Consider the following 24,111-nt stretch of genomic DNA (forward strand, 5'->3'; position numbering starts at 1 on the left):
GCCGCCCGCGGACGGCCTTTTACTTCGCCGCGCGATACTCGACGCCCGGCAACACGCAAAGCAGCTCGAAAGCGAGGTTGGCGCCGAGCAGCGCGGTCGTGCCGAACGGATCGTAGGGCGGCGCGACTTCCACCAGATCCGCCCCGACGATGTTCAGCCCGCGCGCCCCACGCACGATCTCCAGCGCCTGCGGCACGGTCAGCCCGGCGATTTCCGGCGTGCCCGTACCCGGCGCGAATGCGGGATCGATGCCGTCGATATCGAACGTGACGTACACCGGACCATCGCCCATCTGCGCGCGCACTTCTTCCATCAACGGCGCGAGCGACTTGTTCCAGCACTCTTCCGTCTGCACGACGCGAAAACCCTGCTCGCGGCACCAGTCGAAATCGCCGGCCTCGTAGCCCGTGCCGCGCAGACCGATCTGCACCACGCGCGAGCAGTCCAGCAGCCCCTCCTCCACCGCGCGGCGGAACGGCGTGCCGTGGGCGATCTTCTCGCCGAACATGGTGTCGTTGACATCCGCATGGGCGTCGATGTGAATCAGCCCGACCTTGCCGTGCTTCGCGTGAATCGCGCGCAGGATCGGCAGCGCGATGGTGTGATCGCCGCCGAGCGTGAGCGGCTTGCAGTCGTGCTTCAGGATTTCGCGATACGCGCGCTCGATACGGTCGATCGAATCGAGCAGGTTATACGGATTGATCGCGACATCGCCGATATCGGCCACACGCAGCGAATCGAAGGGCGCGGCGCGCGTCGCCATGTTGTACGGGCGCAGCAGCACCGATTCGCTGCGCACCTGGCGCGGACCGAAGCGCGCGCCGGTGCGGTTGGACGTGCCCAGGTCGAACGGCACGCCGACGAAGCACGCATCCAGCCCTTCGGCCGACTGGACGTGCGGCAGGCGCATCATCGTCGTGATGCCGCCGCAGCGCGGCATCTGGTTGCCCGAAAGCGGTTGCGGCCGTTCGGCGCGCTGTTGGAGGAAGTGCGAGTCGAAGTGCTCGGCGGGTGCGAAAAGCGAGGATGGCGAGGATGTATTCATGGCGTCAGATGGGGAGCAGGTTTCGACCCGCCAATTAATAGCCGCATTTCTACAAAGATAAAATGGCGATGAAATTAACTTAACATCGATATTTATCGATGTATCGCCGGCGCCCATGTTCACGCATCTTTCCGACCTCGACCTCCGCCTGATCCGCGTGTTTCTCGCCATCGTCGATGCGGGCGGCGTCTCTTCCGCGCAGGCGACGCTCAACGTCGGGCAATCGACCATCAGCACGCAGCTCGCCACGCTGGAGACGCGCCTCGGCTACCGGCTCTGCGAACGCGGACGCGGCGGCTTCGCGCTGACCTCGCGCGGCGAACAGTTCGTCGAGGCGTGCCGGACGCTGCTCGCGGCCATCGATACCTTCGATTCGACTGCGCGAAACGTCGGCAAGACGCTCGTCGGCACGCTCACGCTCGGGATGATCGGCAACACGCCTGTGAGCGCGAACGCGCGCGTCAGCGAGGCGATCGCGCGATTCCGGCAGCGCGACGAATCCGTGCGCTTCGCGGTGCTCGTGCGCTCGCCGGGCGAACTGGAGGAGATGCTGCTGTCGGAGCGCATTCAGATGGCGATCGGATATTTCTGGCATCGCGTGCCATCGCTGGAGTACACGGAGATTTTCGCGGAGGACCAGCTCGCTTATTGTGGGCGCGAACATCCGCTCTTTGCGCACGCGGGCCGCATTCGCGCGACCGAAGCCTTCGAGCACGATTGGGCGTGGCGAAGCTATCCGCTGCCCGAAGCGGGCGAACTCACGCCGCGCAATGTCGTCGCGGTCGCGGACAACATGGAGGCGGTCGCGATGCTCGTGCTCTCGGGACGGCATCTCGGCTATCTGCCCGAGCATTTCGCCGCGCCGTATGTCGAGCAAGGTTTGCTCGCGCCGCTGAACGCGAAGACGATGCGCTATCGCGTCGCGTTCCAGATGGTCACGCGCGCCGAACGTGCGGGCGGTGCGAGCGGCGCACGCGCGGCGAAACGGGAGATCGTGGAAGCGTTTCTGGAAGACATGGCCGCGGCGCACGCGGCCATCGATTGAATCGGGGCGCAACGTTGCCGCTTCAGCGCCCCGCGAGGATCAGCCGTTGATCACGTCCGCGCCCTTCGGCACCGTGAACTTGAAGGTGTCGCTCTTGATCGGCGGATTCTTCTGGATGTTCGAGAACGTGAGCAGCGTCACGTTGCCGAACACATCGTGCAGTTCCATGGCCTGCAGATTGCCGTCCTTGAAGCCGATACCCACCGACTCGAACTGAGTGTCCTTCGCCTTCGGCGTGAGTTCGAGCCAGTCGATTCCACCCTTCTCGCCCGCGTCGCGCAGGTTGAAGTTCTTGTCGAGATCGTTGCTGCCGAAGAGAATCGCCGCCGGGCTCGCGCCAAGCGCGCCGCCGAGACTGCGCACGGTGACCTGATTCAAATCCTTGTCGTAGACGTAGAGCTTGTCGCCGTCGGCCTGAAGGATTTGCGAGTACGGCTTCTGATACGACCAGATGAACTTGCCCGGCCGCGCGAACATGAAGGTGCCGCTGGAGGTGGCGCCCTTGGTCGGCACCGCGTTCGAGGTCGCTCCGTTGTTGGTCTTGCCCGGCGCCTTGATTTCCTGCTGCGTGAAGTCGCCGCGCGCCGCCTTGACCTGCGACACGAATGCCTTCAACTGCTCCGTGCCGCTCGCGAACGCGTGCGATGCGAACAGCATCGACGCCGAAAAGATCGTCGCACCGACCGCCTTGATCAAGGTGCGCCCCGTAGGTTGCTTCATCGTTATGTCCTCCCTGTAATGCCTATTCCGCGTCGCGCGCCGGCGTCAGGATTTCCCGGTTGCCGTTCGACGACATCGCCGACACGAGCCCCGAGTTCTCCATCTGTTCGAGCAGGCGCGCCGCGCGGTTGTAGCCGATGCGCAAATGCCGCTGCACCAGCGAAATCGACGCGCGCTTGTTCTTGATGACGACTTCGACCGCCTGATCGTATAAAGGATCGGCTTCGCCATCGGCGCCGCCCGCACCGCCCGCGCCCGCCGAGCCTTCGTCGCCGTCGCCCGCGAGGCCGCCCTCCAGAATGCCTTCGATATAGTTCGGCTCGCCGTGCTCCTTCAGCTTGTCGACGACGCGATGCACTTCCTCGTCCGACACGAACGCGCCGTGCACGCGCACCGGCAGGCCCGAGCCCGGCGGCAGGTAAAGCATGTCGCCCATGCCGAGCAGCGATTCCGCGCCCTGCTGATCGAGAATCGTGCGCGAATCGATCTTCGAAGACACCTGGAACGCCATGCGCGTCGGCACGTTGGCCTTGATGAGACCGGTGATCACGTCGACGGAAGGACGCTGCGTCGCGAGAATCAGGTGGATGCCCGCCGCGCGCGCCTTCTGCGCGATGCGCGCGATCAGCTCTTCGACCTTCTTGCCGACGACCATCATCAGGTCGGCGAGCTCGTCGATCACCACGACAATGTTCGGCAGGCGCGTGAGCGGCTCCGGTTCGTCGGGCGTCAGGCTGAACGGGTTCGGAATCTTTTCGTCGCGCTTCTTCGCTTCGTCGATCTTCGTGTTGAAGCTCGCGAGATTGCGCACGCCCATCTTGCTCATCAGCTTGTAGCGGCGCTCCATCTCGGCGACCGCCCAGTTGAGCGCGTGGCCGGCCTGCCGCATGTCGGTCACGACCGGGCACAGCAAGTGAGGGATGCCTTCGTAGACGCTCATTTCGAGCATCTTCGGATCGATGAGGATGAGGCGCACCTGATCCGCGCTCGCCTTGTACAGGAGCGAGAGGATCATCGCGTTGATGCCGACGGACTTGCCCGAACCGGTGGTGCCCGCGACCAGCAGGTGCGGCATCTTCGCGAGATCGGCGCAGACCGGATTGCCGCCGATGTCCTTGCCCAGCCCCATGGTCAGCGGCGACGCGCCGTTCGCATAGACTTCGGAGCCGAGGATTTCAGAGAGCTTGACCGTCTGACGGCGCTGGTTCGGCAATTCGAGCGCCATGAAGTTCTTGCCGGGAATCGTCTCGACGACGCGAATCGACACCAGCGACAGCGAGCGCGCGAGATCCTTCGCGAGCCCGACGATCTGACTGCCCTTCACGCCCGTGGCCGGCTCGATCTCATAACGCGTGACGACCGGCCCCGGATACGCGGCGACCACGCTCACCTCGACGCCGAAATCCTTCAGCTTCTTCTCGATGAGACGCGACGTGTATTCGAGCGTGTCCGCAGCGATGGTCTCCTGCGTCTTGGGCGGCGCGTCGAGCAGCGCGAGCGGCGGCAAGGTGGAGTCTCCCGGCAAATCCTTGAAGAGCGGCACCTGCTTTTCCTTCTCGGCGCGTTCGGAGCGCGGGGGCGCGGGCGCGGCGGGCACGATCATGACCGGCTCGTGATCCTCGCTCTTTTCGCGCGAACGCACGACCTTGCCCTCGCGCTTCGACGCCGCCGCCTCGCCGAGCTTGCGGTCGCGTCCGGCTTCGCGGCGCAGTTGCGCGCCGGTGATCGCGTTGAGAATGCCGTCGCCGACCTTCTCGCACACCGACAGCCACGAGAAGCGGAAATAGAGCGAAAGGCCGATCGCGAGCGCGATCAGCAGGAACAGCGTCGCGCCCGTGAAGCCGAGCGCATGCGAGACGTGGCGCGCGACGAAATCGCCGACTACGCCGCCGGCCAGGCGCCACTGCACTTTGAGCGACCACATGCGTAGCGCTTCGATGCCGTTGCTCGCGAGCAGGACGAGCACGAACGCGAAGGCTTCGGCGAGCCACGTGCGATCCTTGGGCGCATCTTCCGCGACGACCGGCGGTTGCGTGATCTTCCGGTAATTGGCGACGATGCGGCGCGCGAGGAGCACGACCAGCCACCACGACGACAACCCGAAAACCTGCAGCAGGATATCGGACGTATATGCGCCGACGCGCCCTGCCCAGTTGCCGATGTGATCGACGCTGACCGCGTGCGTCCAGCTCGGATCCTTGCGGCTGTACGAGAGGAGCGCCATCACGAGGAACAGTCCGAGGGCGACCTGGAGAATCCAGCGAATCTCGGTGAAGAGCCGCGACATGCGGTGCGGCAACGCCTGCGGGCTCGCGGAATAAGTAGCTTTGGCCATTGATTCGGTGTCGCTTTGTGTCGCTTGCTTGCGGCTTCGCGGCGATAAAGGGCGCCAGTGAAGGGCCGCATGGAACGGTGACCTATTGTAAACGCTGCATTGCGGTGAAAGGCGCAAAAACGGCCGCGTTCTTGCAACCTGTAACACTCGTCACGCACTCGTCATGCGAGCGCTTCGTCGCGTTTCGCCCGTCAAACGCCTATCAACGCGATTGAAAGGTTCATTCGGAAGGCTTTTCCGGCGGCCTTTATAATCCTCTCTTTGCACCTAAATACGGTTCAAAGGAAGCACGCGGCGCAATCCGGCCCGCAGCGGCATGCAGCGGCACCGGCGCGGGATTGCTGCGTTGCAGGTAATCGGCCAGTGCGCCGGTGCCGCTGTACGGCGCGCTTCCGCTGACCATCAATAACGGACCATCATCATGTCTTCGCCCAAACACGCCAAAGTGCTGATTCTCGGTTCCGGCCCCGCCGGCTACTCCGCGGCCGTCTACGCCGCGCGCGCGAACCTGTCGCCGCTGCTCATCACCGGCCTCGCGCAAGGCGGCCAGTTGATGACCACCACCGACGTCGAGAACTGGCCGGGCGATCCGTCGGGCGTTCAAGGCCCGGAACTGATGCAGCGCCTCGAAGAACACGCACGCGCGTTCAACACCGACATCGTCTTCGATCACATCCATACCGCGAAGCTCAACGAGCGTCCGATGCGCCTGATCGGCGATTCGGGCGAGTACACCTGCGATTCGCTCATCATCGCGACCGGCGCGTCGGCGCAATATCTCGGCGTGCCGTCGGAAGAAGCGTTCATGGGCAAGGGCGTCTCCGCCTGCGCCACGTGTGACGGCTTCTTCTATCGCAACGGTGAAGTCGCGGTGATCGGCGGCGGCAATACGGCCGTCGAGGAAGCGATCTATCTCGCGGGCATCGCGAAGAAGGTCACGGTCGTGCATCGCCGCGACAAGTTCCGCGCCGAGCCGATCCTGATCGACCGGCTGCTGGCGAAGGAAAAGGAAGGCATCGTCGATATCAAGTGGAATCACGTTCTCGACGAAGTCATCGGCGACCAGTCCGGCGTCACCGGCCTGCGCGTCAAGGACACGCAATCGGGCAACACCACGGACATCGCGCTGCAGGGCGTGTTCGTCGCGATCGGCCACAAGCCGAACACCGACCTCTTCGCGGGTCAGGTCGAAATGAAGAACGGCTACATCATCACCAAGGGCGGCACCACCGGCGACGCCACCGCGACCAGCATTCCCGGCGTGTTCGCCGCGGGCGACGTGCAGGATCACGTGTATCGCCAGGCCATCACCAGCGCGGGCACCGGCTGCATGGCCGCGCTCGATGCACAACGCTATCTCGAGACCATCAACGAGACGCCGACGCCGCATTCGATGAGCCACGAAGCGGATCGCTGAAACGCCTGAACGCGCAATGCGGGCGCGAAGACGCGCGGCGAGACATTAAAATGTGTGTCGCCCGCGCGTGAGCGTCCCGCTACAAAGCGCAGAAACGACTGAAAGAACAACGGGCCACGGTTCGCGCCGCCGGCCCGTTTTCGTTTCGGCGCGCGCCGGACGGCGTATCGCCCTGCGGCATTCGATGCGCGGCGCGCGCGTGGCATGATCGGCGCCTGCGCGCCTCGCCCGACCCCTGACGTTTTTCCGCTGGCCGAACGATGCCGAAGAATCTCCCTCACCCGAACGAACCGAAAGTCCGACGCAAGGACGCGCCGCGCGCGGCCACGCTCGTCGAACCGAAGCCGGCCGATGCGCGCGAGCTCGCTGCCGCCGTGAAGCGCGAGGGTTTCGCGGGCCTGTCGTCGCTCAAGACCGCGCTGAAAGCCGGCGCCGAGAAGCGCGAGGTGCAGCGCGTCGCGGCGGCGCGCGCCGAACGCGAGGCCGTCGCCGACGCGAGCGAGTTCCGTCGCGCGATCGGCGAGATCGAGCCGCTCAAAACACCGCCGCGCACCACCGTCACGCGCGTGCCGCCTCCGCCCGTGCCGCTGCAAAGCCGCCGCGACGAGGAAGCCGTGCTGCAGGAAGCGCTCTCCGACGAATACGACCCGGAAAGCCTGCTCGACATCGATGAGACGCTTTCCTTCTATCGGCCCGGCATCAGTCAGGAAGTCGTGAGGAAGCTGCGGCGCGGCGCGTGGATCGTGCAGGCGCAGCTCGATCTGCACGGCATGCGCCGCGAGGAAGCGCGCGAGGCGCTGGCGGAATTCATCCGTGAAGCGGTGAAGCGCGGGCTGCGCTGCCTGCGCGTGATTCACGGCAAGGGGCTCGGCTCCATCGGCCGCGAGCCGGTGCTGAAAGGCAAGGTGCGCGCGTGGCTGGTGCAGAAGCAGGAAGTGATCGCGTTCTGCCAGGCGCGTCCGAACGACGGTGGCGCCGGCGCCGTGCTCGTGCTGCTGCAGCCGGGCGGCGCGCCGCGGCATCACAATCATCCGCAGGACAAGGGCTCCAGCAGGAGTCAGAAACCGGGGCCGGAAAGTGCATCCTAGGCTTACCCTCGCCATCTCCATCATGGAGGCGCTCGCGATCTTCGCGTACGCCTTCTCGGGACTCATCGAGGCACGCAAGCGCCGGCTCGACGCGGTGGGTGCATTTCTCGTCGCGCTCGTGACGGCGTTCGGCGGCGGCACGGTGCGCGACGTGCTGCTGTCGCGCCGCCCGTTCTACTGGGTCGAGCATCAGGATTACGTCCTCTTCATCTTCGCGATGTCGATCTTCGCGCCGCTGTTCCTGCGCGTCACCTCGCGCCTGTTCGACCAGCGCGCCCTGCTCGTCACCGATGCGATCGGGCTCGGTCTCTTCAGCGTGTCGGGCACGTCCATCGCCCTCGACGCCCAGATGCCCGCCTTCACCGCGACGATGATGGGCGTCGTGACCGGCGTGTTCGGCGGCGTGCTGCGCGACGAGGTGCCGCTGATCCTGCGCGATTCGCGTCCCTACGCGGTGTGCGCGTTCGCGGGCTGCTGGATTTACCTCGGGCTCGACCGGCTCGACGTCGATACGATCTACAACGTGCTGATTTCGACGGCGTTCATCCTGCTCGCGCGGCTCGTCACCTTCAAGTTCGATATCCGATTGCCGCACTAGCCGCGCGGCGTAAAGCGCGGAACGGGCGGCAAAACCCGTCCTTTTGCTACAATCTCAAAGTTTTCCAGTCCCGCTTTTTCCAGTCGCCATCGGCCGCGGCACAGTCGCTCCGGTCGCCCTTACGCACACAGAACATGAACATCGAGCAAGCGCGTTTCAACATGATCGAGCAACAGATCCGTCCGTGGGAAGTGCTGGACCAGGACGTGCTGAACCTGCTGTCGATCGTCAAGCGCGAGAACTTCGTTCCCGCCGCGTACCGCAACATCGCTTTCGCGGACCTCGAAATTCCGCTGCCCGGCGGCGAAATCATGCTCGCGCCCCGGGTCGAGGCGCGCGTTTTGCAGGAACTGGCGATTCACAAAGGCGAAACGGTGCTGGAAATCGGCGCCGGGTCCGGCTACATGGCGGCGCTGCTCGCGCATCGCGGCCGCAGCGTGACCACGGTCGAAATCTCGCCCGAACTCGCCGCCTTCGCAAAGCAGAACCTCGCCGCGAACGGCGTGACGAACGTGGACGTGGTGACCGGCGACGGCGCGCTCGGCTGGGTTCAGAGCGCTCCCTACGACGTGATCTGCGTGTCGGGCGGCCTGCCGGTCATGCCGCAGGAATTTCTGGAGCAGTTGAAGATCGGCGGGCGCATTGCCGCGTTCGTCGGCAAGGCGCCGGTCATGAAGGCGCAGATCATCACCCGCGTCGATGAAAAGCAGTTCCGCGTGTCGGATGTCTTCGAGACGCTCGTCGCGCCGCTGAAGAACGCGGTGCATCCGTCGCTGTTCAAGTTCTGACGTCCAAAGCGCGAAGCCGGGCCTGCCCGCGGGTCGGCCCGCTTTCGCCTGTCTTGCCGGAATTCCCATGCAAAACCTGACTGCACCCGAACTCGCCGCGTGGCTTGCCGATTCCTCCCGCCCCGCGCCCGTCCTGCTCGACGTGCGCGAGCCCTGGGAAATCCAGACGGCGAAGATGAACAACATCGTGTCGATTCCAATGCGCGACATCCCCGCGCGCAGCGAAGAGCTCGACGACGAAGCGCAGATCGTCTGCATCTGCCATCACGGCGCGCGCAGCGCCCAGGTCGCGATGTTCCTCGAATCGCGCGGCTTCACGAAGACCTTCAACCTGTACGGCGGCATCGACGCCTGGTCGCGCCAGGTCGATCCTTCCGTGCCGACTTACTGATCTTTCCGCAGGCCGCGCCCATTCACGCGCGGCCTCGTCTTCGCTCTCATCCCGCGCTGGACCACAGCGCCGTGCCGTTCGCGGAATAGATCACCAGATGCCCGTCGGTCTGGATCATCGCGTACGCGCCCGGATTGCCCGCGGTCTTCGTCTGCCACACCATCGCGCCGTTGCTGTCGTACATGACGAGATTGCCGTCTTCCTGCATGCGGACCTCGACACCAGGCGTACCCGCAATCTGCGATGACCAGCTCGGCACGCCGCCGACTCCGGCCGCCAGATAGCCGTCATCGCCAAGCCCCACCGCCGCGTCGCCGCTGCATGCGGACAATGCCTGCCCGACCGACAGCCCCTCGCCGGTCGCGATCCGTCCGCACGCGGCCGGCGCGCTGATCGACGGCAACGCGGCGAACCAGCTCAGATCGATTCCATTGGCGATCGCTTGCAGGCCCGCCACACTCGGATGGAGATTGTCTCCGCTGTTGTAAGCGGCGATGAAGGATGACGAGCTGCCGCCCAGAATCGCGGCCTGATCGAGGACGGCGTCGCAGCCGCTGCTGCCGCCGCGGATGAACGCGTTCACGGCCTCGCGCGTGCTTTCGATGGCTGGCGTCCAATCCCCGACGCCTTCGAATGGCGTCAGCGTCGAGCAGATCACGCCGACACCCGCGTTATGCGCCTGCGGGATCAACTGCTGATAGGCGCTGATCAGCTTCTGCGCGTCCGGCGGATTGCCGCTGATGAGGTTGTTGACGGCGTCGTCGGAGATGATCACCCACTTCACGTTGGCCTGCGAAAGCACGTCGCGGGAAAAGCGCGAGAGGCCTGACGGGCCGGCGTCGTTGGTGAAGAAGTTGTTGCCGCTGATGCCCTGGTTCAGCACGCCCACCGACATGCCCGCGCGTGACAGGCGCGTCGCGAGCAGATTCGGCCAGCGGTTGTTGGCGTTGGGCGTGGAAGAAAGCCCGTCCGTGATCGATGCGCCGAACGCGACCACGGAGCCGGTCGCCGAGGCGTTCATCACGTCGACGTTGGTGAGGAAATAGTACGACTGGCCGCCCGCCGCGTTCGCCACGCCGCCGGTGAACGCCGGGTCGGCGCTGACATCGCCTGGCGCGATGTACACGTCCTGCATGCCGTCGATGTGGCCGGTGGAACCCGGCGGCGTCTGCGACGGAATATGGAAACTCACGGCGATGTCGGCGAGCGCCGGCACCTGGAACGCGACGGCGTCGCTCTGCGCCGAGCCGCCGGCGGGAATCGTCACGCTGGGCTGGCCGTTGAAGGTCACGGCGCGATCGGTGCCCGCGACCGTGCGTTCGGCGCTCGCGCGGCGAGCGATATGCACGTCGCTGATCGTGATCGGCTGCGCGCCCATCAGATTGGAGAACTTCACGCGCGCCGCCGTGCCGCCGATGCTCGTATGCACGATCTGACGAATCGTCTGATTGTTGAATCCGGGATCGGGCGTGGTGGAGGGTGCGACCGACCAGGTGCCGGTCCAGGGTGCACTCGTGATGATCCCTTGCGCGAAGTAATGCGATGTATCGGGCCACGACAGAAAAACGACGAGCGCCAAGCCGAGCAACCTGCGAAACCGCTGATTCACTTCCGCCTCCGATCTGTGTGGTCGCCGGGGAGTCACGATATCCGCGGAGCAAATCCGCGTTTTTGGAGCACCGGGCGCCAATCTGTATTTGGTAGTCGGAAACTAGACCACGGCACCCCCAGCATGGCCGTACGCTGCCGCACAGACACTGCGTAACCATTGGAAACGGGCCCAAGCAATAAACAAGCCGCATGAACGAACGCTCATGCGGCTTGGTTGCCAGGCGCCGATGCAACCGGCCGGATCAGACGACGTTCATCGCCAGCGCACTCGCGCGATAGTGTTCCGCGGCCTTCTCCGTGTCGCCCAGTTGCTCGTGCAGACGGGCGAGCGCGCGATGCGTGCGGATCTTGAGCGGTTCGTTGTCGGCCAGCTTGAGCGCCGATTCGAGGAACGCCTGTGCCTTGCCCCACAACTGCTGATGCAGACAGAGCCGCCCGAGCGTGAAGAGCAGGTCGGCGTCTTCCGTGCGCTCCTTCTGCCACGCCTCGGCGCGCTGGATCAGCGGGAAGGCGTCGCCGCCGACGACGCAATCCGGATAACGCCGCAACAGCCGCGCGTCCCAGTTGTGCGCGAGCGCATCCTCGACGATCTTCTTCGCTTCCGCGCGACGGTCGAGCGCGATCAGCAGTTCGGCTGCGAGGTCGGCGAGACGCGGCGACTGACGCTCGGTCGTCGACAGCGACTGCCAGAACTCCATCAGCGCATCTGGATTGTGGCGCCGGTCGCGCAGCAGATTCTCCGCCGCGACCTGCCGCAGCCGAACCGCGACCGCCGGATGCAGCGCCTCGCGCTTCTCCAGCATGCGCACGAGCTTCAGCACTTCTCCCCAGTTCTTCAACTGCTGCTGCGCGCGCAGCGCGATCTGCTGCGCGTGAATGCGTTTGCCGCCCTGCACCTGCATTTCGGTCAGCGCGACCAGGGCGCCGTCGGCGTCGCGGCCATCGGCGCGCATGTCGGCGGTGGCCATCAGGCGCGCGTCCTGCCAGTCCGCGCCGCTCACTTGCGCGAGCCATTCGTCGCGACGCGCGTACTCATGCAGACGATGCGCCGCGCTCGCGCCGATCAGCCCGGCCGCGGCCTTGTTGTCATCGACGGAAAGCGCATCGCGCGCGGCCTTCTCGGCTTTCGAGAAGCGCCCGGCGTACAGATGGCCGACCGCGTCGCGCAGGGAGGCATTCGCCTTCGCGAGCTTGCTGCGGGCGCGATACGCGGCGACCCGCGACGGCATCTTCCACACGCCGCGCACGGCGCGAATGATCGCGTAGATCACGATGAACAGCACGACGAGCGCCACGACGAACAGATTGAGCGACACGTCCACGCGATACGGCGGCATCACGAGCAGGATCTGCCCGCCGTTGAAACCTCCGACCGTCGCGACGATCACCGCGACGGCGAACAGCAGCGCGAGCCAGATCAGTCCACGAATCGTCATCATCCGCCTCGCTTGAACTGATGCACTGCGGCGAGGCTGGCGTTCAGGTTCGGCACGGCGACCGCGAGCGACGCCTGATCGACCTGCTTCACGAGATCGCGCACGGCCTGCACTTTCCTGGACGACGCATCGAAATAACGCGCGAGCGCGGCGTCGGCGGCGCGCAGATCGGACTTGAGCGTCGGCTCACTGCGCGAGAGCAGCGACAGGCGCGCCGACAGCAAACGCAGCTTCACGTTCTCGCGCACGAAGTAACCCTGATCGGGCGACGTGAGCATGGCGTCGGCATTGTCGATGCGGCGCACCGAAACCAGGCTCGACAACTGCTGGCCAATGCCGCTCGTGATCTGATGCCACAGCACTTTCCAGCGCGGCTCGCCGGTCGCCGCCGCGATCGACGCGCTGTCGGCCGGCTCGGCGGCCTGCGCGCGGGAACGCGCGATCGGCGCTTCGCCTGAAAGCGGCAACTGGTCGACCTGATCGATGGCGGTATCGAGCTTGATCGCGAGACCGGTCAGGTCGGTGGTCGGCGTGGCCTTGAGCTTGTCGATGTCCTGCGCGATCGCCTTGCGGATCGCGACCACCTGCGGGCCGGTGGTCGCGGCGAGGCGCGTATCGGCGCTTTGCAGCGCGAAGAGCGCGAGTTGCACGTTGCCGGTCAGCTGCAACTGCTGGCTGGCGCTCGACAGAATCTGCTCGACTTCGGCGACGGTCCAGTCGTCGCGATTGGCCGCGAGATCCTGATACTGCTGCTGCAACGCCTGGCTGTGCGCTTCAGCGTCGGCGAGCTTGCCTTGCATCTGGATGAGCTGCGTGTTGAGCGCCGTGGTCGCGCTCGCGGCCTGATCGGCCTTGGCGCGCAGGTCGGCGTTCTGCTCGTCCGACTGCGCGAGCCGTTGCGACAGCTGCGCGTCGGCGCGATCGAATTTGCGGTTCAGAACGAACGCGCCCGCGCCCGCCGCCACCGCGAGGATGACGACGACGAGCCACAACAACACGACGCCAGCGCCGCCGCGACGCTTCTGCTGCTCGTAGGGCGTGAAGGGCGTGTTCGGCGGCAAGGGCGGTGTCACGTTCGGCTGAGGTGAAGCTTTCTTGGAATCGTTCGAATCAGTCATGCGTGATTGTGCCGTTGGTTGGTCCATTCGGTGGGCCGGTGCGCTGGCCGGATCGGCGTCGGCTGGCGCGGATGAACTGGAGCTCGAAGCGTAAGCGTTCGCGCTCGCCTGTGCGTGGGCCTCCGGATCATCTGGTGTCTGTGCCTGCGCGGCCGCGCGGGCGGGGTCGGACGGAAACAGCGCTTCCAGCGCGTGCGCGATGCGTTCGTCGCCCGCGCCGGACACCGTAATCCTATCAAAACCCGCTCCACGCGCGGCCTCGGCGATGCGCGGGTGCGGGCAGACGAGCGGCACGTGCTTCAGCAGCACGATTTCGTCGTCGGTGAGATGTTCGTGCGCCAGCTCGGCGAGATTGCGCACGCCCTCCGAACTCGTCAACAGCCACGCATGACGCTCGTTTGCCCGGTCCGCGAGCAGCTCGTGCACGCGCTCCCATTTCTGCATCGACGGCTCGGGCAACACGCGGCGATACGCGGCGGATTTCTCGACCTGCGCGCCCGCTTCGGTCAGGCGCTCGGCGAGCCATTCGCGCCCGCCGTCGCCGCGCACGATCAGCACGCGCTTGCCCGCAAGACCGTTCGTGCCGAAATGCGCTTCGATCGACGCGTAGAGCGCTTCCGAGTCGAAGCGCGGATCGGCCTGTTCCGTCGACGGACTGATCACGCGATACGACGGCGCGTGCACGCCCTGCCGCCCGAGCGCCGCGACCGACCCGGGGCCGACGACGGCCACCGGCAGATCGGCGGGCCACGGCGCACCGAGGCGGCTGAACGCATGATCGACCGCATTCGGCGACACGAACACGACGAGCGCGTAACGCTCGGGCGCAGCGGGCGGCAAATGGAGCGGATCGAGCGCGGCGCGCAGCGGAGCATCGTCGGCGATCGGCGCGATGTCGATGAGCGGAAACTCCAGCGTTTCGAAGCCGGCGTCGGCCAAAAGCGCGAGCAGTTCGGACGACTGCCCGCCCGGACGCGTGACGACGACGGTGGCGCGGCGTGCGCTCGCCATCAGGACTTGGGCGCCGTGGGCGCTGTGTTGGGGCCGTCGGTGCGGCTCATCGTCGTGAGTGCGGCGACGATCTGCATCGCGCCCTGCGCTTCGAGATCGGACGAGACGCGCTGCCCGAGCGCGAGCGCGGCGGCGAGATCGGGCGCCTGCGCGCTTTCCTCCGCGCGCAACACGCGCTTTCCGTCCGGCATCGACACCGCGCCGCGCAGATGCAGCGCGCCGTCGCGCCATACGGCGTGCGCGGCGAGCGGCACTTCGCAACTGCCGCCGAGCGCGCGCGACACGGCGCGTTCCGCTTCGACGGCGAGCGCCGTTGGTTCATCGTGCAGGGGTTGCAGCCACGCCGCCAGGTCAGCGCGATCGGCACGAATCTCGATGCCGAGCGCGCCCTGCCCCGCCGCCGGCAAGCTCTCCGAAGGATCCAGCAAAGCGCGGATGCGCGCTTCCAGACCGAGCCGCTTCAAACCTGCCGCCGCGAGAATGATCGCCGCGTATTCACCGCGGTCGAGTTTGCCGAGACGCGTGTCGAGATTGCCGCGCAACGGGCGCACGTCGAGATGAGGAAAGCGCGCGCGGATCATCGACTCGCGGCGCAGGCTCGACGTGCCGACCACGCTTCCCGCCGGCAACGCTTCGAGCGATTCGAAGTGCGGCGACACGAACGCGTCGCGCGGATCTTCGCGTTCCAGAATGGCGCCGAGCGCGAAGCCTTCGGGCAGTTCCATCGGCACGTCTTTCAGCGAATGCACAGCGAGGTCGGCGCGGCCATCGGCAAGCGCGGCTTCGAGCTCCTTCACGAACAGACCCTTGCCGCCGACCTTCGACAAGGTGCGATCGAGAATCTGATCACCGCGCGTCGTCATTCCGAGGATTTTCACGTCGCAAGATGGATATAATTTGTGCAGCGCACACCGCACATGCTCGGCCTGCCACATGGCAAGACGGCTTTCCCGCGAAGCGATGGTTATGCTCGCGGGCGGTGTCGTTGAATGCGTCTCGGAATTCATTGATGCTCGATCGAATGACGGGATGGATGAATAGACATTAGCGAACAATGGTAGCACGCACGCCGGGGTCCACTTGCAGACAGGCAGCGCGCGAAAGCCTTGTCCGATGTGCCTTTCGGGGCGTTTGCGGTGCGTTTCCATCGATGCGAACGGCAGTCATGGCCGACTCGCGCGCGTTGAACGCTTCGAGACGCCGCGAACGCCGCGACATGGCGTCGCCGATTTCACGCACGGCCGTTCGTCACGGCCTGCGGTTTCCCGCCCGATGCGGTTTCTCGATGCGATTTCTTTTTGTCGGCCGCATCCTGTAGTTGTGCCCTGGCTTCGCAGCTTCTGAGAGGAACCCAACGTGACGTCTTCTGGATCGGCTCGCCCGGCGCGCCGCAACGCCGCATTGCCCAAGTCTTCCTCCTCCGACGCGCCCCGCGCGGCGTCGTCGCCCATCGTCACGAAGGCCGCCACCGCCGTGAAGGCGTCGAAGGCCGCGATTGCGCCGAAGCCGCGACCCGGCATCAAGGCGACAGCGAAGCCCGCTGCGAAGCCTGCCGCGAGCAAAACCAAAGCGCCGCGGTCGAACGGCGCGGCGAGCGCCAAACGCGCAATCGTCGTGAAAACCACGAGCCGCACGCGCGACGACAAGGATCGCCCGCTCTTCGAGGACATCCGCTTCCTCGGCCGTCTGCTCGGCGAAGTGCTGCGCGAGCAGGAAGGCGACGCCGTTTTCGACGTGGTCGAAGCCATTCGTCAGACGGCCGTGAAGTTCCGCCGCGAAGACGATGTCGAAGCCTCGCAGTCGCTCGAGAAGAAGCTGCGCGCGCTGTCGCCGGAGCAGACGGTGTCGGTCGTGCGCGCGTTCAGCTATTTCTCGCATCTGGCGAACATCGCGGAAGACCGTCATCACAATCGCCGCCGCCGCATTCACGCGCTCGCCGGCTCCGGTTCGCAGCCGGGCACGATCGCCTACGCGATCGAGCGCATGCGCGAGCACAAGAACGTCAGCGCGACGCGCAAGCTGCTGGAGAAATTCTTCGGCGATGCGCTGATCGTGCCCGTTCTCACCGCGCACCCGACCGAAGTCTCGCGCAAGAGCATTCTCGACGGGCAGCACGACATCGCGCGCCTGCTCGCCGAACGCGATCAGGAACTGACCGCCCGCGAACGCGCGCAGAACGAAGCCGTGTTGCGCGCGCGCGTGACCTCGCTCTGGCAGACGCGCATGCTGCGCGACTCGCGTCTGACCGTCACCGACGAAATCGACAACGCGCTGTCCTACTATCGCGCGACCTTCCTGGCCGAGATTCCCGCGCTCTACGCCGATATCGAAGGCGCACTGGCCGAGCACGGCCTGCCCGTGCGGCTGCCGCCGTTCTTCCAGATGGGAAGCTGGATCGGCGGCGACCGCGACGGCAATCCGTTCGTCACCGGCGAGACGCTCGAAACCGCGATCACGCGGCAAGCCATCGTGATCTTCGAGCACTATCTGGAAGAAACGCACAAGCTCGGCGCGGAACTGTCCGTGTCGAATCTGCTCGCCGGTTCGAGCGACGCCCTGAAGGCGCTCGCCGATGCCTCGCCCGACCAGTCGCCGCATCGCAGGGACGAGCCGTATCGGCGCGCGCTGATCGGCATCTATACGCGGCTCGCCGCGAGCGCGCGCGTGCGTCTGGGCGAAGGCGTGGTCGCCGTGCGCAGCGCGGGCCCCGGTGCGCCGCAGATTCGCGCGACGCCTTACGCCGACGCATCGGAATTCGTGCGCGACCTGCACGTGCTGATCAATTCGCTCGCCGAGCATCACGGCGCTTCGATGTCGATCCTGCGCCTGTCGCCGCTGGCGCGCGCGGCGGAAGTCTTCGGCTTCCATCTCGCGAGCATCGACTTGCGGCAGAGTTCGGATATTCATGAAGCGGTCGTCACGGAGTTGCTCGCGCGTGGGGGCGTCGTGGCGGATTACGCGGCGCTCACCGAAGAGCAGAAGCGCGCGGTGCTGCTGAAGGAACTCGCGCAGCCGCGTCCGCTGCGCCTGCCCTACGCGCAGTATTCCGATCTCGCGAAAAGCGAACTCGGCGTGCTCGAAGCGGCACGTGAAACGCGCGAGAAGTATGGCGCGCGCGCGGTGCGCAACTACATCATCTCGCACACGGAAACCGTCAGCGACCTGCTCGAAGTCATGCTGCTGCAGAAGGAAACCGGCGTGCTGCGCGGCTTCCTGGGCGCGAAGGACGATTCCCCGCGCGACGGCCTGATGGTGATTCCGCTCTTCGAGACGATCGAGGACTTGCGCAATGCGCCGGTCATCATGGGCGAGTTCTTCGCGCTGCCGGGCATCGACAAGCTGATAGAGAATCAGGACAACGAGCAGGAAGTCATGCTCGGCTATTCGGACAGCAACAAGGACGGCGGCTTCCTCACCTCGAACTGGGAGCTGTATCGCGCGGAACTGGCCCTCGTCACGCTGTTCAAGCAACGCGGCACGACGCTGCGCCTGTTCCACGGGCGCGGCGGCACGGTCGGTCGCGGCGGTGGCCCGACGTATCAGGCGATCCTGTCGCAGCCGCCCGGCACCGTCGACGGGCAAATCCGCCTGACCGAGCAGGGCGAAGTCATCGCGAGCAAGTTCGGCAATCCGGAAATCGGGCGGCGCAATCTGGAAACCGTGGTCGCGGCGACGCTCGAAGCGTCGATCCTGCCGCACGAGAACGCGCCCGCGCAGTTGCCGCAATTCGAAGCGACGATGCAGACGCTTTCCGATTCGGCGATGGCCGCGTATCGCGCGCTCGTTTATGAAACGCCCGGCTTCACCGACTACTTCTTCCTGTCCACGCCGATCTCGGAGATCGCGGAGCTGAACATCGGCAGCCGGCCGGCGTCGCGCAAGCTGCAGGACCCGAAGCAACGCAAGATCGAGGATCTGCGCGCGATACCGTGGGGTTTCTCGTGGGGGCAATGTCGCCTGCTGCTGACCGGCTGGTACGGTTTCGGCAGCGCGGTGTCGGCGTATCTCGACAAGTCCGGCTCCGACGAAGAACGCGCCAAGCGTCTGTCGACGCTGCGCAAGATGCACAAGACCTGGCCGTTCTTCAAGAACCTGCTGTCGAACATGGACATGGTGCTCGCGAAGACCGACCTCGCGGTGGCATCGCGCTATGCGCAGCTCGTCACCGACAAGAAGCTGCGCAAGACCGTGTTCGACAAGATCGTCGCGGAGCACGAGCGCACGGCGAGCGTGCTCGCGGAGATCACAGGCAAAGGCGAGCGTCTCGCCGACAATCCGCTGCTCGCGCGCTCGATCAAGAACCGCTTCCCGTATCTCGATCCGCTCAATCACCTGCAAGTGGAACTGCTGAAGCGTCACCGCGCGGGCGATCAAAACGTGCGGCTGCGGCGCGGGATTCACCTGACGATCAACGGCATCGCGGCGGGCCTGCGCAATACCGGCTGATGTCTCGCGGCGTCGTGCGCTTTCCAGGCACGACGCCGTTCTCCTTCTCAGTCCCTTCGTGTCGCCTCGATCATCATCGCGTCGAGTTCGAACGAGTAGTCTTCCTTCACGCCGAAGTACTGGCGCACTTCATCCGGCGCGCTCGTCCACATCGACCGGATCGCGGTCACGCGCTCCGGTGGCGTGCGCATGCGCGTGACCCACGCATCGAACTCCAGCGGAATGCGCCAGCGCTCGGAGACGCGCGCGTCGAGGCCGGCGGCGTCGAGCATCGCGATCCATTCGTCCGCGCGATAGTCGCGGATATGCGATGCATCGCGCAGGATTTCGACTGCCTGAATGTGCGTGTCGTAGAGCGGATCGTCGATGCCGGCGATATCGATGAACCTGAGCCGCCCGCCCGGCTTCAGCACGCGATGCACTTCCTTCAATGCCGCCGGCACGTCGCGCCAGTGGTGCGCGCTCATGCGGCTCACGGCCCAGTCGAACGTGCCGTTGTCGAAAGGCAGCGTCTCGGCGGCGCCCTGCTGGGTGCGGATCGTCGCGAGTCCGCGCTCCTTCCCGGCGGCGTCCACGGTGGCGAGCATCTGCGGCGCGATGTCGTACGCGACCACCTCGCGAACGTGCGGCGCGATCGCAAAGCTCGCGTGACCCGCGCCGCAGCCCATGTCCAGCACGCGCGCGTTGCCGCAGGTGGCCGCGAAGGTCGCGGCGAGATTCTGCAGGTCCGCGCCGCTCGCGTGGACGGCGCTCGTGAGATAGGCGGCGGCAGTGCTGCCGAACGCGTCTGCGACCTGATCGTGGTGTTTCATTAGGGTCTCCGGTGCGGTGTGGGGAAGCTCTGCCGCTACAATAGAGCCCGCTTTGTACCAGTACAAGCTGAGCAATTATTCTGGTATCTGAACCACCTGCCACGCATGATCCAGTCCGACAAGAACGAACCGCTCGCCGAAACCCCCGCCCGCGCGCTCGGCGACTTTATCCGCGCGCATCGTGAGCGGCTCACGCCGCAGGCCGTCGGCCTGGCGCCCGGGCCGCGCCGCCGCACGCCGGGCCTGCGCCGCGAGGAAGTCGCCGCGCTCTGCGGCGTGAGCCCGACCTGGTACACCTGGATCGAGCAGGGCCGCCCGGTGTCGGCGTCCGCCGATGCGCTCGCGCGCATCGCCGTCGCGTTGCAGTTGTCGCGCGCCGAACGCGCATATCTGTTCGAGCTTGCCGCCCAGCGCGATCCCGCCGAGCCCGATCCCGCATCGCAGGACGCGCCCGCCGCGCTCCTGCAGACCGTCGGGCTGATCGGTGCGCCGGCCTATGTGCTCGATCGCCAGTGGAACGCGCTGCGCTGGAACGAGCACGCGGCGGCGCTGTTCGTCGGCTGGCTCGACGGCGCGAACGACCGCAATCTTTTGACCTACACGTTCACATCGCCGGCGGCGCGCGCGCTGATCGTCGACTGGGACACGCGCGCGCGGCGCCTCGCCGCCGAATTCCGGGCAGATTCGATCCGCCATCTGAACGACGCCCCGACCCGCGCGCTGATCGACTCGCTCTCCGCCGCGAGCGATCCCTTCGCGCGCTACTGGGCGTCGCAGGACGTGTTCGAGCGCGAAGGCGGCGAGCGCGCGTTCGATCATCCGGCGCGCGGGCGCGTCGTGTTCAATCAGATCACGTTCAAGCCGGCGCATCGCGAGGATCTGAAGCTCGTGATTCTCGTCGGGGAGCAGTAACGGCATTTGTTAAAATCGTAGGCTTCCGGCTTGCCAGAAAGCCGCCCGGCAAGCAAACCGCACGCAAACCCACCGCAGATCACATCACCATGACGTCCCAACTCCACAAAAAAGGCGAGGCCTGGTCGGCTCGCTTCTCCGAGCCGATGTCGGAGCTCGTCAAGCGCTACACGTCGTCGGTGTTCTTCGATAAACGCCTCGCGCTCGTCGACATTCAGGGCTCGCTCGCGCACGCGTCGATGCTTGCCGCGCAGAAGATCATCAGCGCCGACGACCTCGCCGCCATCGAGCGCGGCATGACGCAGATCAAGGGCGAGATCGAGCGCGGCGAGTTCGAGTGGAAGCTGGATCTGGAAGACGTGCACCTGAACATCGAGGCGCGTCTGACCGCGCTGATCGGCGATGCGGGCAAGCGCCTGCACACCGGCCGCTCGCGCAACGATCAGGTCGCGACCGACATTCGTCTGTGGCTGCGCGCCGAGATCGACCGCATCGGCGAGTTGCTGAAGGACCTGCGTCTCGCGCTCATCGACATGGCCGAGAAACACGCCGGCACCATCATGCCCGGCTTCACGCATCTGCAGGTGGCGCAGCCGGTCACCTTCGGGCATCACCTGCTCGCGTATGTGGAAATGTTCTCGCGCGACGCCGAGCGCATGCAGGACGCGCGCAAGCGTGTGAACCGCCTGCCGCTGGGCGCGGCGGCGCTCGCGGGCACGAGCTACCCGATCGACCGTCACGCGGTGGCGAAGACGCTCGGCTTCGACGGCGTCTGCGCCAATTCGCTCGATGCGGTGTCGGATCGCGATTTCGCGATCGAATTCACTGCGGCGGCCGCGCTCGTCATGACGCACGTATCGCGCTTCTCCGAAGAGCTCGTGCTGTGGATGAGCCCGCGCGTCGGCTTTATCGATCTGGCGGACCGTTTCTGCACGGGTTCGTCGATCATGCCGCAAAAGAAGAATCCCGACGTGCCCGAGCTCGCGCGCGGCAAGACCGGCCGCGTCAACGGTCATCTGATCGCGCTGCTGACGCTCATGAAAGGCCAGCCGCTCGCGTACAACAAGGACAATCAGGAAGACAAGGAGCCGCTGTTCGACACCGTCGATACGGTCGCCGACACGCTGCGCATCTTCGCGGAAATGGCGGCGGGCATCACGGTCCAGCCGGACGCGATGCGCGCGGCGGCGCTGCAAGGCTTCTCGACCGCGACCGATCTCGCGGACTATCTCGTGAAGCGCGGCCTGCCCTTCCGCGATGCGCACGAAGCGGTCGCGCACGCGGTGCGGATCTGTGACGATCGCGGCTGCGATATCGCGGATCTGTCGCTCGAAGAAATGAAGAAGGAGTTGCCGAACGTCGCGCATCTGATCGGCGAGGACGTGTTCGGCTACCTGACGCTCGAAGGCTCGGTCGCGAGCCGCAATCACGTGGGCGGCACGGCGCCGGATCAGGTTCGTGCGGCGGCACAGGCGGCGCGCGCGGCGCTTTGATCGCGCCGATCGCCTCATGACGCCCGTAACATTGAAGGCCATTCGCAAGGATGGCCTTTTTTGTTTTCCGGCGCGGCGTCGTGTCTCTCCGCGACACCCGGCATTTTCGAGATAATCGGAAGCTCGTCTCCGCTCGTTTGTCGACAAGCCCGCAAATGATCATCCGCCCCAAGCTTAACTGGTTCCGGCTGCTATTTGTATGGCGCGGCTCGGTGCTGCCGCAACTGCTGCCGCGTCTCGGGCTGATCTTCGCGCTCTCGGTGGCGGCGATCTTCATGCACGACCACATGCGGCGATATCCGATGGGACTCGGCACCCCGCCGTTCGCGCTCGTCGGCATCGCGCTCGCGGTGTTTCTCGGCTTTCGCAACAGCGCGAGCTACGAACGCTGGTGGGAAGGGAGGAAGCTGTGGGGCGCGCTGCTCAATACGTCGCGCGCGCTGGGACAGCAAGTGTTGTCCTTGCCCGAGCCACGCGATCCGGCTCAATCGCGGCGCTTTCTCGCGGCGCTCGGCGGACTGGCGCATGCGCTGCGCCATCAGTTGCGCGGCACCGATGCGCTCGCCGATCTCGCCCCGCGTCTGCCGCCCGAACTGCACGCGCGCGTGGCCGCCGCGAAGTACCGTCCCGCGCTGATTTTGGTCTGGCTCGGCGAATGGGTCGCGCAGCGCCGGCGCGAGAACGCCATCGACGGCTACGCGCTGCTGGCCATCGAGCACAACCTGAACGCGCTGTCGGACGTGATCGGCGGATGCGAGCGCATCGCTGCGACGCCGCTGCCGTTCTCGTACTCGGTGATGATCCACCGGACCATCTATCTCTTTTGCGTCCTGCTGCCTTTCGGGCTCGTCGATGGCGCGGGCCTGCTCACGCCGCTGTTCGCGCTGCTGGTCGCGTATGCGTTCATGGCGCTCGAGGCGATCGCCGCGCAGATCGAAGATCCGTTCGGTGTAGAGGAGAACGATCTTGCGCTCAATGCGATCTGCGAGACAATCGAGATCGCGCTGCACGATATGGCGGCCGATCCGGCATTCGTGCAGCCGCCACAACCGTCCACCATCACGCGCGATTTCATTCTCGACTGAAGTCGGGTCGGCCGCGGTCTTTCACCCGGCGACACAATGAGTTTCGTGATAGCGGATGCTGCGCGCGCACGACATCGTTCATAATCGTGCCGATTTATCCTGGAGAAATTGTTTTGAAACTGTTCTACAAGGCAGGCGCCTGTTCTCTTGCATCGCACATCGTCCTCGAAGAATCGGGGCTGCCGTACGAAGTCGAAGCCGTCGATCTGAAGACCAAGCTCACCGCGGGCGGCGCGGATTTCAACCGGATCAACGCAAAGGGCTACGTTCCCGCCCTGCTGCTCGACAGCGGCGAATTGCTGACCGAAGGCCCGGCGATCATGCAGTACGTCGCGGACCAGGCGCCGGCGAAGAATCTCGCGCCGCTCAGCGACGGCATGGCGCGCTATCGCCTGCAAAGCTGGCTCACGTTCATCGGCACGGAACTGCACAAGAACTTCTCGCCGTTCTTCAATCCGGCCGCGTCGAGCGACTGGAAGGCGGCTGCGATGGCCAACCTCGAGCGCCGGCTCACCTACGTCGCGCAGCAAGTCGACGACAAGCAGTATCTGCTCGGCAACGAATTCAGCATCGGCGATGCGTATCTCTTCACCGTGCTCGGCTGGGCGAAGCACATCGATCTCGACCTCGGCAAGTGGCCTGCGCTGACCGCCTATCAGGCGCGCGTCGGTGCGCGCCCTGGCGTGCAGGCGGCGATGAAGGCGGAAGGTTTGATTTAAGCTGTCATCGCGCTTCGAATAAACAAACGGCCCGCGAGGGC

The 24,111-nt window shown here is 65.7% G+C and carries 20 protein-coding genes; 11 read left to right on the plus strand and 9 right to left on the minus strand.

Going from position 1 to position 24,111, the window contains the following annotated elements; genetic code table 11:
- Positions 1-19 precede the first annotated feature (19 nt).
- Entirely contained in the window at positions 20-1,045 is a 1,026-nt protein-coding gene (gene speB, locus AWB79_RS08070; protein ID WP_061166849.1) for an agmatinase, read from the minus strand.
- 115 nt (positions 1,046-1,160) lie between these two features.
- Between speB and AWB79_RS08075 the strand changes: the two genes are divergently transcribed.
- Entirely contained in the window at positions 1,161-2,090 is a 930-nt protein-coding gene (locus AWB79_RS08075; protein WP_061166850.1) for a LysR family transcriptional regulator, read from the plus strand.
- A 39-nt stretch (positions 2,091-2,129) separates the two neighbouring features.
- Here AWB79_RS08075 and lolA read toward each other — a convergent pair whose 3' ends face one another.
- Entirely contained in the window at positions 2,130-2,810 is a 681-nt protein-coding gene (lolA, locus tag AWB79_RS08080) for an outer membrane lipoprotein chaperone LolA (protein WP_061166851.1), read from the minus strand.
- Positions 2,811-2,832: 22 nt separating this feature from the next.
- Positions 2,833-5,145 (minus strand): DNA translocase FtsK, encoded by a 2,313-nt coding sequence (locus tag AWB79_RS08085; RefSeq protein ID WP_061166852.1) that lies wholly within the window; start codon positions 5,143-5,145, stop codon positions 2,833-2,835.
- A gap of 421 nt (positions 5,146-5,566) precedes the next feature.
- On the opposite strand from AWB79_RS08085, the gene trxB reads away from it, so the two are divergent.
- From trxB to AWB79_RS08110, 5 genes are all read left to right on the plus strand, one after another.
- Positions 5,567-6,562, plus strand: a complete 996-nt coding sequence (trxB, locus tag AWB79_RS08090; protein ID WP_061166853.1) for a thioredoxin-disulfide reductase — start codon at positions 5,567-5,569, stop codon at positions 6,560-6,562.
- 260 nt (positions 6,563-6,822) lie between these two features.
- Positions 6,823-7,650, plus strand: a complete 828-nt coding sequence (locus tag AWB79_RS08095) for a Smr/MutS family protein (protein ID WP_061166854.1) — start codon at positions 6,823-6,825, stop codon at positions 7,648-7,650.
- Positions 7,640-8,248 (plus strand): trimeric intracellular cation channel family protein, encoded by a 609-nt coding sequence (locus AWB79_RS08100; RefSeq protein ID WP_061166855.1) that lies wholly within the window; start codon positions 7,640-7,642, stop codon positions 8,246-8,248. The genes AWB79_RS08095 and AWB79_RS08100 overlap by 11 nt, the downstream gene beginning before the upstream one ends.
- 134 nt (positions 8,249-8,382) lie before the next feature.
- The gene (locus AWB79_RS08105; RefSeq protein WP_061166856.1) at positions 8,383-9,036 is read left to right on the plus strand and encodes a protein-L-isoaspartate O-methyltransferase family protein; all 654 of its coding nucleotides are present in this window, start codon (positions 8,383-8,385) and stop codon (positions 9,034-9,036) included.
- A 67-nt stretch (positions 9,037-9,103) separates the two neighbouring features.
- Entirely contained in the window at positions 9,104-9,427 is a 324-nt protein-coding gene (locus AWB79_RS08110) for a rhodanese-like domain-containing protein (RefSeq protein ID WP_061166857.1), read from the plus strand.
- A 46-nt stretch (positions 9,428-9,473) separates the two neighbouring features.
- Here AWB79_RS08110 and AWB79_RS08115 read toward each other — a convergent pair whose 3' ends face one another.
- The 5 genes from AWB79_RS08115 to AWB79_RS40355 all read right to left on the minus strand — a co-directional run bounded on the left by AWB79_RS08115 (position 9,474) and on the right by AWB79_RS40355 (position 16,249).
- Positions 9,474-11,036 (minus strand): GDSL-type esterase/lipase family protein, encoded by a 1,563-nt coding sequence (locus tag AWB79_RS08115; RefSeq protein ID WP_061166858.1) that lies wholly within the window; start codon positions 11,034-11,036, stop codon positions 9,474-9,476.
- Positions 11,037-11,280: 244 nt separating this feature from the next.
- Entirely contained in the window at positions 11,281-12,474 is a 1,194-nt protein-coding gene (locus tag AWB79_RS08120; RefSeq protein WP_061167027.1) for a heme biosynthesis protein HemY, read from the minus strand.
- Entirely contained in the window at positions 12,474-14,603 is a 2,130-nt protein-coding gene (hemDX, locus tag AWB79_RS08125) for a fused uroporphyrinogen-III synthase HemD/membrane protein HemX (RefSeq protein WP_061166859.1), read from the minus strand. Before hemDX ends, AWB79_RS08120 begins: the two co-directional genes overlap by 1 nt.
- Complete coding sequence (gene hemC / locus AWB79_RS08130; protein WP_061166860.1) at positions 14,603-15,610, minus strand: hydroxymethylbilane synthase; 1,008 nt, start codon at positions 15,608-15,610, stop codon at positions 14,603-14,605. The genes hemDX and hemC overlap by 1 nt, the downstream gene beginning before the upstream one ends.
- Before the next feature lie 156 nt (positions 15,611-15,766).
- A complete protein-coding gene (locus AWB79_RS40355; protein WP_232470840.1) occupies positions 15,767-16,249 on the minus strand; it encodes a hypothetical protein in 483 nt (160 codons plus the stop codon).
- Between AWB79_RS40355 and ppc the strand changes: the two genes are divergently transcribed.
- The gene (gene ppc, locus AWB79_RS08135) at positions 16,218-19,049 is read left to right on the plus strand and encodes a phosphoenolpyruvate carboxylase (protein WP_232470841.1); all 2,832 of its coding nucleotides are present in this window, start codon (positions 16,218-16,220) and stop codon (positions 19,047-19,049) included. The two genes, AWB79_RS40355 and ppc, sit on opposite strands and share 32 nt — an antisense overlap.
- A 47-nt stretch (positions 19,050-19,096) precedes the next feature.
- Here the strand turns inward: ppc and AWB79_RS08140 are convergent, their stop codons facing one another.
- Complete coding sequence (locus tag AWB79_RS08140; RefSeq protein ID WP_061166862.1) at positions 19,097-19,861, minus strand: class I SAM-dependent methyltransferase; 765 nt, start codon at positions 19,859-19,861, stop codon at positions 19,097-19,099.
- A 105-nt stretch (positions 19,862-19,966) separates the two neighbouring features.
- Here AWB79_RS08140 and AWB79_RS08145 point away from each other — a divergent pair, with 105 nt between their 5' ends.
- The 4 genes from AWB79_RS08145 to gstA all read left to right on the plus strand — a co-directional run bounded on the left by AWB79_RS08145 (position 19,967) and on the right by gstA (position 24,070).
- Positions 19,967-20,773, plus strand: a complete 807-nt coding sequence (locus AWB79_RS08145; protein ID WP_061166863.1) for a helix-turn-helix transcriptional regulator — start codon at positions 19,967-19,969, stop codon at positions 20,771-20,773.
- Positions 20,774-20,862: 89 nt separating this feature from the next.
- Positions 20,863-22,266 (plus strand): argininosuccinate lyase, encoded by a 1,404-nt coding sequence (gene argH / locus AWB79_RS08150; RefSeq protein WP_061166864.1) that lies wholly within the window; start codon positions 20,863-20,865, stop codon positions 22,264-22,266.
- A 155-nt stretch (positions 22,267-22,421) separates the two neighbouring features.
- The gene (locus AWB79_RS08155) at positions 22,422-23,351 is read left to right on the plus strand and encodes a bestrophin family protein (RefSeq protein WP_061166865.1); all 930 of its coding nucleotides are present in this window, start codon (positions 22,422-22,424) and stop codon (positions 23,349-23,351) included.
- Between the two features lie 113 nt (positions 23,352-23,464).
- A complete protein-coding gene (gstA, locus tag AWB79_RS08160; RefSeq protein WP_061166866.1) occupies positions 23,465-24,070 on the plus strand; it encodes a glutathione transferase GstA in 606 nt (201 codons plus the stop codon).
- Positions 24,071-24,111: the final 41 nt, after the last annotated feature.

This window comes from Caballeronia hypogeia (genome assembly GCF_001544875.2).
Classification (GTDB): domain Bacteria; phylum Pseudomonadota; class Gammaproteobacteria; order Burkholderiales; family Burkholderiaceae; genus Caballeronia; species Caballeronia hypogeia.

Bases quoted from the DNA above. Each gene is read 5' to 3' on its own strand.
- AWB79_RS08110 (WP_061166857.1), top strand. From the start codon at position 9,104: ATGCAAAACCTGACTGCACCCGAACTCGCCGCGTGGCTTGCCGATTCC.
- lolA (WP_061166851.1), bottom strand. From the start codon at position 2,810: ATGAAGCAACCTACGGGGCGCACCTTGATCAAGGCGGTCGGTGCGACG.
- speB (WP_061166849.1), bottom strand. From the start codon at position 1,045: ATGAATACATCCTCGCCATCCTCGCTTTTCGCACCCGCCGAGCACTTC.
- argH (WP_061166864.1), top strand. From the start codon at position 20,863: ATGACGTCCCAACTCCACAAAAAAGGCGAGGCCTGGTCGGCTCGCTTC.
- trxB (WP_061166853.1), top strand. From the start codon at position 5,567: ATGTCTTCGCCCAAACACGCCAAAGTGCTGATTCTCGGTTCCGGCCCC.
- AWB79_RS08075 (WP_061166850.1), top strand. From the start codon at position 1,161: ATGTTCACGCATCTTTCCGACCTCGACCTCCGCCTGATCCGCGTGTTT.
- AWB79_RS08155 (WP_061166865.1), top strand. From the start codon at position 22,422: ATGATCATCCGCCCCAAGCTTAACTGGTTCCGGCTGCTATTTGTATGG.
- AWB79_RS08105 (WP_061166856.1), top strand. From the start codon at position 8,383: ATGAACATCGAGCAAGCGCGTTTCAACATGATCGAGCAACAGATCCGT.
- AWB79_RS08085 (WP_061166852.1), bottom strand. From the start codon at position 5,145: ATGGCCAAAGCTACTTATTCCGCGAGCCCGCAGGCGTTGCCGCACCGC.
- hemC (WP_061166860.1), bottom strand. From the start codon at position 15,610: ATGAATTCCGAGACGCATTCAACGACACCGCCCGCGAGCATAACCATC.
- AWB79_RS08140 (WP_061166862.1), bottom strand. From the start codon at position 19,861: ATGAAACACCACGATCAGGTCGCAGACGCGTTCGGCAGCACTGCCGCC.
- AWB79_RS08145 (WP_061166863.1), top strand. From the start codon at position 19,967: ATGATCCAGTCCGACAAGAACGAACCGCTCGCCGAAACCCCCGCCCGC.
- hemDX (WP_061166859.1), bottom strand. From the start codon at position 14,603: ATGGCGAGCGCACGCCGCGCCACCGTCGTCGTCACGCGTCCGGGCGGG.
- AWB79_RS08095 (WP_061166854.1), top strand. From the start codon at position 6,823: ATGCCGAAGAATCTCCCTCACCCGAACGAACCGAAAGTCCGACGCAAG.
- AWB79_RS08120 (WP_061167027.1), bottom strand. From the start codon at position 12,474: ATGACGATTCGTGGACTGATCTGGCTCGCGCTGCTGTTCGCCGTCGCG.